Genomic DNA, 8,083 nt, shown 5'->3' on the forward strand with positions numbered 1-8,083 from the left:
ATTGATCTCCACGTTAAGAAGACACGCTGTCCGCGATATAGGTTCCCTCGGCATTGCCCTGCGGCGCGGGCAACTACTTGGAAGAAACGACAAGGCGGGAGAATGGCGTTGCCTAACATGGATGGTGATAACTGCACGACTCCATTCCCGAATTTTCCATGACGCGGAGTTGCCCATTCGATGTCAGTACTTTTCCTGATGAATGATCTCCGCTCAGAACCGCACTGAACCGTACTGAACTTGTCCAATCCATTACAATCAGACCAAGCATATGGATTTTGATGACCCTGCGTTGCCCAACCGGAAAAGGTAATGATGTCGCCCTCAACCACTTTGACCGTTGATTCAAGCGCCGCTCCGATAGTCGTTGCCACCGACTTCTCCGATGGCGCTGCAGTATCTGTTGAGCGCGCCGCAGGCCTCGCCTCCGGACTTCATAGGCAGTTGCATGTACTACACGTTTTCAACGACAGCATCTGGGCAACTGTCGCCAGCCTTTACAACACCTCCCACTGGCAGGGCGAAGACCCCGTTTTAGCGACACGCCGCCGATTGTCGGAGATAGTGGCCGATCTTGCTTCTCGACACAGTATCGAAGCTTTCGCGGATTCGGCGACCGGATCGGCAGCAGAGGAAATTTCCCGATTTGTAAAGGAAAAGGGAGCTCATCTGCTCGTCGTAGGCAAGCAAGGAGAGCATTGGATAGCCGACGCAGTTCTTGGCGAGACCGCACTCAAGTTGGTCAAGCATGCCGGGGTACCTGTGCTGGTCGCAAACGACAAGCCGCGCCGAGAAATGCTGCGCGTACTCGTAGCAACTGACTATTCAGAGAATGCGCTGCGTGCTGCAAATACTGCACGCAAGCTTTTTCCAAATGCGCATTTGCGACTCCTCAATGCCTATAAGGTTACTTTTGAGAGTCGCATGCGACTTGCTGGCGCCAATGACCAGGATATAGAGAGATACAGACTGATCGAGCGAGGACGTGCCGAGCAGGGCATGCAGGATTTTCTCTCCAAGCTCGAAGGTGGAGAGGAATTCGCCTCAAGCCTTACGCACGGGTTCCCTGCCTCTTCAGTGCTGGAAGCTGCAGCTGTCGACATTGACCTCATCGTCGTCGGCCGACACAGCGGAAGTGCGATTGAAGAACGTCTTCTCGGCAGTGTGACGCGCAATGTCCTGTATCACGCCAACTGCGACGTACTTTTGGTTCCATGACCCAGCGAAATCTTCTTTCTCCGAGAACACGCATGGTCAGCGTGGTCAATGAATCCGGAACCAATCACTCAAGCACCCCAGTTGCCTGCCTGTTCCTTTCGTGGGAGCTACCCAGCGCATGATGCTGCCAGCCGCCCTTCGCCGCGGCGCAGGCTTCGCGTTCCTCTGGTTGCTTTTTTCCGAAGGCAATCTTGACGCCGTGTGGCTTGGCGCCATTGCCGTGATTCTCGCTACTGCAGCAAGTCTCCGGCTGATGCCGCCGCGCCACTATCTGCGCCCACGGGCGGTGCTTGCCTTTGCCTTTTTCTTTCTGCGCAATTCCGTTGTCAGCGGATTGCAGGTGGCACTCCTTGCGCTCGATCCAGGTCGCCATCCTCGCCCGCGTTGCATCGATGTGATGCTGACGCTACCCGAGGGCGCGCCGCGCTTGATCGTCGCCGGTGCTCTAGGCCTGATGCCGGGCACGCTCAGCGTACGCCTCGATGGAGCCATGCTGCATGTGCACGCCATCGATGCCGACATTCCGGTCGCCGCCGAAGCGGCAGCACTCGAAGCACAGGTCGCGCGCATGATCGGGGTAGCACCATGACCGGTCTCGAACTGCCGATCGCGCTGTTTCTGCTCGTCAACCTCGCGGCATCCCTATGGCGCGTGCTGCGCGGCCCCGGTGATGCCAACCGCCTGCTTGCAGCGCTGCTCTTCGGCAGTACGGGCGTCGGCGTATTGGTGCTGCTCGCCTTCGCCGGCGAGCGCGCGCTGACGCCATTCCTCGATGTAGCCCTGACGCTCGCGCTGCTTGCCGCGATCACCGCCATCGCCTTCGCGCAACGTGCCTGGAGGCGTGCCAGCGCTGCGGAGGGTCACGATGATTGAGATCCTGAGTGGCAGCCTGCTGCTGGCCGGTGCCTTTTTCTATCTGGCAGGTACGGTCGGCCTGCTGCGCTTTCCCGACCTGTACACACGGCTGCATGCCCTTGCCAAAGTCGACAACCTCGGGCTGGGTTGCATTGTTGTCGGCCTCGCGCTGCAGGCCGAAAGCATTGCCGTCGCCCTCAAACTGCTGCTCATCTGGCCGCTGGCGCTGGTGGCGAGTGCCGCAATCGGCTACGTCATCGCCCGCCGGGCCGACACTCTCGGCATCGCGCCATGGCGGGGCGATACCGAAAGTGTCGGCCCGGCGGCAGCGACGGAAGGCACCAACAAGCGGGGCGACACATGAGCGCCGCTTTGGCCTTCGACCTGCTGCTCGTCGCGCTGCTCCTGCTCGCTGCCTTGCGTGCGATGACAACGCCGCGCCTTGGTCAGGCGCTGCTTGCTTTCGTCGTCTTCGGCCTTCTGATGGCCTTGGCCTGGGTGCGGCTCGATGCGCCGGATATCGCGCTCGCCGAGGCAGCCGTCGGTGCGGGGCTTTCCGGCGTGCTGCTGTTCGATGCGTGGCGTGCGCTGCGTGGCGAGCCGCCGGATGAGGCATCCACCGCGGAGCACACGCGATGAAACGTCTCGTCACGCTCTCTGCCGCAGCCATTTTCGCCGCCTTGCTCATCGACGTGCTGCTCGACCTGCCGGCGGCCGCGCTTGACCTGCGGGCCCTGCTTGCCGAGGCGATGCCAGCGAGCGGAGTTGCCCACCCAGTTACCGCTGTTCTGCTCAATACGCGCGGCTATGACACCTTGCTCGAAATTGCCGTGCTGCTCGTCGCGCTGCTCGGCGTCGTCATTTCCAGCGCGCGTACCAACCTTTCGAGTGATCCCGGCCGGACGCCAGCATCTCATGTCGCGATCGATGCCGACCCAATGGTATCGGCGCTGGCCCGACTGGTGACGCCGCTGGCCGTGATCTTCGCCATCTATGTGTTGTGGGCTGGCGCACACAGGCCAGGTGGCGCCTTCCAGGCCGCCGCCATACTTGCGGCGGCGCTCGTGCTGCTGCACTTTGCGCGCATCGTGCCGGCTTGCACCGCCCCCTCGTGCCGCCTTCGCGTCGCTGCCGTCGCCGGGTTTGCCATCTTTCTCGTCATCGCCGCAATACCGCTCGCCGGTGGTGCGCTGCTGCAGTATCCGCCGGCCGCCGCCGGCCTGCTCATCCTTGCCATCGAGAGCGGGCTGACGGTGTCGCTGGCACTCGTTCTCGCCGGACTCTTCCTGCTGCTCGCCGACGATGCCGGAGGCCGGCAATGAGCGGCGCGCTGCTCTATGCGATTGCCGGTGTGCTGCTCTTTGCGGCGGGCGCGGCCGGTGTCGTCCTGCTCGACCACCTGCTGCGCCGGGTACTCGCCTTCAACATCATGGGCAGCGGTGCCTGCCTGGTGCTGGTCGGCCTCGCCCAGCGCAATGGCATCCCCGATCCGGTGCCGCAGGCGATGGTGCTCACCGGCATCGTCGTAGCCGTGGCCGCCACCGGACTAGCGCTGGCGCTGATCCGTCGTCTGCACGCGCAGACGGGGCATGCGGACGGGAAGACGGAAGAGGAAAGGGTGAAGGGTGAAACCGGCGCCGGTTGTTCGCTTCCGGCGTCGCATTCCGTCGCCGGGCGGGGCGATGACTGAGCGCCTCGCAATGCTGGCGCCGCTCGCGCTGCCGCTGCTGATCCTGCTGCCGCTCGCGTGGGCAGCCTTGGCCTTCGTGCTGGGCACCGGGCGTGGCAGCCGTCTGGCGATTGCGGCGGCGGCCGTGCAACTGATGCTCGCCTTCGCGCTGGCGTCCGCCGTGATGGATGGCGGCCCGCTGCACCATGCGGCCGGCGGCTGGGGCGCGCCACTCGGCATCGACCTTGTCGCCGACGGACTTGCAGCGGCGATGCTGCTTTTGACGCAGGCGGTGGCGCTGCCGCTGTTCATCTTCGCGCGCGGCTATTTTCATCAGGACGGCGCGCGTCCGGATGCGGCCGGTCATCATTTCTGGCCGCTGGCCGGCTTCCTTGTCGCAGGCATGAACGCGCTCTATCTTTCGGAAGACATTTTCAATCTCTACGTAACCCTCGAACTGGTCGGGCTGGCGGCCGTCGGGTTGGTGGCCAGCGGCGGAGGCGCGGCGCAGACGGCGGCAGCATTGCGCTACCTGTTTGCGGCCCTGCTCGGTTCCGGAGCCTATCTGCTGGGCGTGGCCTTGCTCTATGGCGCCTTCGGCAGCGTCTCGATGGCGACGCTGACGCCGCTCATCGCCGGCGCGAGTGCGTCAGCGGGTGCGGGGGCAAGCGAAGTGGCGCTGATCGCGGCGCTGCTCATGATGGCAGGGTTGCTGATGAAGAGCGCGCTCTTTCCCTTCCACTTCTGGCTCCCGCCGGCGCATGGCGGCGCGCCGGCACCGGTTTCGGCGCTGCTCTCCGCGCTGGTAGTCAAGGCCTCGATCTATCTCGTGCTGCGTCTATGGCTGGGCCCGCTGGCGCCGCTGCTGACCCCGCTGGCGTGGTTGCCGACGCTGCTCGGCACAGCCGCGATCCTTTGGGGTTCCTGGCGGGCCATCCACGCCGAACGGCTGAAGTTGCTGGTGGCCTATTCGACGGTGGCGCAACTTGGCTATCTCTTCCTCGCGTTGCCGCTTGTCGGCGTGGGCAGCACCGGTGCAAGTGCCAGCGCCATCCTAACCCTGCAGGCACTCGCGCACGGACTCGGCAAGGCGGCGATGTTCGCCGCCGCTGGCATCATCATCCACGCCACCGGTCGCGATCGCGTCGATGACGTGGCCGGCATCGCCGAACGCCTGCCGCTGACCCTGTTCACCTTTGCCCTCGCCGGCGTCTCGCTGATGGGCTTGCCGCCCTCCGGTGGCTTTCTCGCCAAGTGGCTGCTGATCGATCTGGCGATGGCACGCGGACACTGGCCGCTGGTCGCGGTGATCCTCGCCGGGGGGCTGCTCGCGGCGATCTATATCTTCAGGGTGCTGCGACTGGCCTTCCTCAATTTGCCGGAAGCGGTAATCGAGGCCGAACATCACAAGGCGCGCGTGGTGCCGCGCAGCGCTGAGTGGATGGCCTTTACGCTAGCGGCAGCGAGCGTGCTGCTCGGTCTGTTCGGTGGCCTGCCACTGCTGCAACTGGTCGACGGCGTGGGAGCGGGAGAGGGCGTGACTTCGGGCGTGACTTCGGGCTTGGTGCCGGGCTTGACGTCAGGCGCGGTAGTAGGCGCACCATGACGACGAACGAACTGCTGCCGCTTCTCGTGCTGCTTTCCTCGCTGCTGCCGGGGCTGGTGATCTTTGCACTACCCGAGGCCTGGCATGGCCTGCGTACGACGCTCAACCTCTTTGGCGCCCTCGCCAAGATCGTGCTCGTCGGCCTGCTGCTTGCCGGCGTGCAGGCAGGGGAGGTCTACGGCTTCCGTCACGTGGTCGCCCCGGGGCTGGAACTCGTCTTCAAGGCCGATGCGCTGGGACTGCTATTCATCACGCTTTCCACCGTGCTCTGGCTGTTCACCACGCTTTACGCGATCGGCTATCTGGAGGGCGCGCCACACCGCAGCCGCTTCTTCGGCTTTTTCAGCCTATGCGTGACGGCGACCATCGGTATTGCAATGGCCGGCAACCTGTTTACGTTCTTCGTTTTCTACGAGCTGCTGACGCTCGCCACTTTTCCGCTCGTTGCGCATCGCGGCACGCCGGACGCGAAGCGCGGCGCGACCGTCTATCTTGGCTACACGCTGGTCGGTGGCGCAGCACTACTCGCCGGCATCGTCTGGCTGGAAAGCCTTTCGCATCACACCGGGTTCACGCACGGCGGTTTTGTGGCGACGCTGCTGCCGGGCAATGAAGGGGCGTTGAAAGCCATTTTCGTGCTGTTGATCGCTGGAGTCGGTGTCAAAGCAGCGATCGTTCCCCTGCATGGCTGGCTACCGAAAGCGATGGTTGCGCCGGCACCGGTGTCTGCGCTGCTGCATGCCGTGGCCGTGGTCAAGGCGGGCGCTTTCGGCATAGTGCGCATCGTTTACGAGGTTTATGGCGCGGAGACGGCACATGCACTCGGATTGATGACACCCCTTGCCGTCCTTGCCGCAATCACCATTCTGTGGGGCAGCCTGCGCGCCCTGTTTCAGAACGAACTGAAGAAACGGCTGGCCTACTCGACGGTGAGCCAGGTCTCCTACATCGTGCTCGGTACCGCACTATTTGGCCCGATTGGCACGATAGGCGGGTTGGTGCACCTTGTGCATCAGGGCGTAATGAAGATCACGCTCTTTTTCGCCGCCGGAACTTACGCGGAGACTCTCGGTATCCACAAGATCAGCGAAATGGATGGAGTCGGCCGGCGCATGCCGCTTACCACGATGGCATTTTCTCTGGGGGCTCTGGGGATGATGGGGGCGCCGCTCACCGCGGGCGCAGTCAGCAAGGCCTGGCTGGGCGATGGCGCGGTGGCTGCCAGTATGGATTGGGCTGTTTGGGTGCTGACTGTGTCGAGCCTTCTCAACGCAGCCTACTTTCTTCCGATTCTGTGGCGGGCCTGGGTGCGCAAATCGCCCGAGCATTGGCCGGATGAACATATCGTTCGCCGCGGATATGTCGAGACGCACTGGCTGCTGCTGATACCGCTGCTCGTCACGGCAGCGCTGTCGGTGCTCTTCGGCGTGCTTCCCGCTGACATGGCAAGTCCGCTTTCGTGGGCGCAGATGATTGCCGAACGGGAATACTTTCTACCGCAGAGATGAAGCCCGTACCGCCACTGCTCGCCCGTCCGCACCCGGGGCTTGTGCTTCTCGTCGCGATGGCACTGGCGCTTGTTGTGACCTGGCTGCACCTGCGCTCCGGTCTGGCCTATGAATTCCACCTTTTCTTTGGTCTGCCGGTGCTGCTGGTGGCGTGGTACGGAGGGATGGCTGCGGGCATCGCAACGGCGCTTGCCGTTGTTGGCCTCTGGTTCGCGGCCGATCTGCGGCTAGTAGGCGTACAGGGGGATTTTCTGCCGCTGCTTTTCAATAGCGGCATCCGGCTCGTACTTTTCATCGTCGCGGCGTGTGCATTTGGCAGCCTGCGCCGGGTACTCGAACGCGAGTCGCGACTCGCCCGCGAGGATGCGCTGACCGGGCTGTGCAACCGCCGCGAGTTCCTCGAACAGGGCGAGCATATGCTGGCGCTGGCAGCGCGGCAGGAAATCCCGGTGACGGCAGTGTTCATTGACCTCGACTACTTCAAGGAGGTGAATGACAGCCTCGGCCACGAGACCGGCGATGCTGCGTTGGTTGCTGTTGCCGGAGTGCTGCGCAGCCACCTGCGCGCAAGCGATATTGGTGGCCGGCTAGGCGGCGATGAGTTCGCACTGCTGCTGCCGGGCATGAATTCGGCGGGCGTGCGCGGTTATGTCGAGCGCCTGCGCCACGATCTTCTCGATGCGATGGCGGCACGCGACTGGCCAGTGCGCTTCTCTATCGGGGTTGCCATCCATGTCCGCACGCCGTCCGACATTGCACAACTGATCGCGGGTGCCGATGCGCTGATGTACGAGGTCAAGCGCAGTGGGCGAAATGGGTGGTTGCAGCGGGAATACTGAGTGTGTGGCAAAGTCTGGCGAACGCACTTGGCACCTTGCGGTCTGCCACATGTTGCTGCTGCGCGCTTTTTCCCGGATGGATGAGCGTCGTAGAATAGCCCCCTCTTGCGGAGAGTTGCCATGAAGTCTTTTATTCCCCTGCTCGTTGCCTTGGTCGTATCCCTTCCCTTGCGTGCCGAAGTCATCGATATCAGCAATGCGGAGCTGGCACGCCTTGCCGTGGCCGGTGTGCCGATCGTCGACATCCGCACGGAAGGAGAGTGGAAGGAAACCGGCGTCGTACCGGGCAGCCAGATGATCACCCTTTTCGACGAGCGCGGTCGCCCCGATCCAGCCTGGCTGGAGAAGGTACGCGCGGTGGCGAAGCCGGACCAGCCGGTGGTCGTCA

At 63.4% G+C, this 8,083-nt stretch carries 11 protein-coding genes; all 11 read left to right on the plus strand.

The window, feature by feature from the left end:
- Positions 1-312 precede the first annotated feature (312 nt).
- On the plus strand, positions 313-1,218 hold the full coding sequence (locus RKP46_RS04380; RefSeq protein WP_311105503.1) for a universal stress protein: 906 nt from the start codon (positions 313-315) through the stop codon (positions 1,216-1,218).
- A gap of 121 nt (positions 1,219-1,339) precedes the next feature.
- Positions 1,340-1,807 (plus strand): Na+/H+ antiporter subunit E, encoded by a 468-nt coding sequence (locus RKP46_RS04385; RefSeq protein ID WP_311105512.1) that lies wholly within the window; start codon positions 1,340-1,342, stop codon positions 1,805-1,807.
- On the plus strand, positions 1,804-2,091 hold the full coding sequence (locus tag RKP46_RS04390; protein ID WP_311105504.1) for a monovalent cation/H+ antiporter complex subunit F: 288 nt from the start codon (positions 1,804-1,806) through the stop codon (positions 2,089-2,091). Before RKP46_RS04385 ends, RKP46_RS04390 begins: the two co-directional genes overlap by 4 nt.
- Positions 2,084-2,437: a monovalent cation/H(+) antiporter subunit G gene (gene mnhG, locus RKP46_RS04395; RefSeq protein WP_311105505.1), complete on the plus strand. Its 354-nt coding sequence runs from the start codon at positions 2,084-2,086 to the stop codon at positions 2,435-2,437. Before RKP46_RS04390 ends, mnhG begins: the two co-directional genes overlap by 8 nt.
- Entirely contained in the window at positions 2,434-2,712 is a 279-nt protein-coding gene (locus RKP46_RS04400; RefSeq protein ID WP_311105506.1) for a DUF4040 domain-containing protein, read from the plus strand. Before mnhG ends, RKP46_RS04400 begins: the two co-directional genes overlap by 4 nt.
- Positions 2,709-3,395, plus strand: a complete 687-nt coding sequence (locus tag RKP46_RS04405; protein ID WP_311105507.1) for an MnhB domain-containing protein — start codon at positions 2,709-2,711, stop codon at positions 3,393-3,395. The genes RKP46_RS04400 and RKP46_RS04405 overlap by 4 nt, the downstream gene beginning before the upstream one ends.
- Entirely contained in the window at positions 3,392-3,763 is a 372-nt protein-coding gene (locus tag RKP46_RS04410) for an NADH-quinone oxidoreductase subunit K (RefSeq protein ID WP_311105508.1), read from the plus strand. The genes RKP46_RS04405 and RKP46_RS04410 overlap by 4 nt, the downstream gene beginning before the upstream one ends.
- Positions 3,756-5,348 carry a proton-conducting transporter membrane subunit gene (locus tag RKP46_RS04415; protein WP_311105509.1) on the plus strand — a complete coding sequence of 531 codons (1,593 nt, stop codon included), beginning with the start codon at positions 3,756-3,758 and terminating at the stop codon, positions 5,346-5,348. Before RKP46_RS04410 ends, RKP46_RS04415 begins: the two co-directional genes overlap by 8 nt.
- The gene (locus RKP46_RS04420; protein WP_311105510.1) at positions 5,345-6,856 is read left to right on the plus strand and encodes a proton-conducting transporter membrane subunit; all 1,512 of its coding nucleotides are present in this window, start codon (positions 5,345-5,347) and stop codon (positions 6,854-6,856) included. The genes RKP46_RS04415 and RKP46_RS04420 overlap by 4 nt, the downstream gene beginning before the upstream one ends.
- On the plus strand, positions 6,853-7,695 hold the full coding sequence (locus tag RKP46_RS04425; protein WP_311105511.1) for a diguanylate cyclase: 843 nt from the start codon (positions 6,853-6,855) through the stop codon (positions 7,693-7,695). Before RKP46_RS04420 ends, RKP46_RS04425 begins: the two co-directional genes overlap by 4 nt.
- 120 nt (positions 7,696-7,815) lie before the next feature.
- Positions 7,816-8,083 (plus strand): rhodanese-like domain-containing protein (locus tag RKP46_RS04430; RefSeq protein WP_409194103.1); only part of this gene is annotated, 268 nt, incomplete at its 3' end.

The organism is Accumulibacter sp. (genome assembly GCF_031732815.1).
Lineage (GTDB): Bacteria > Pseudomonadota > Gammaproteobacteria > Burkholderiales > Rhodocyclaceae > Accumulibacter.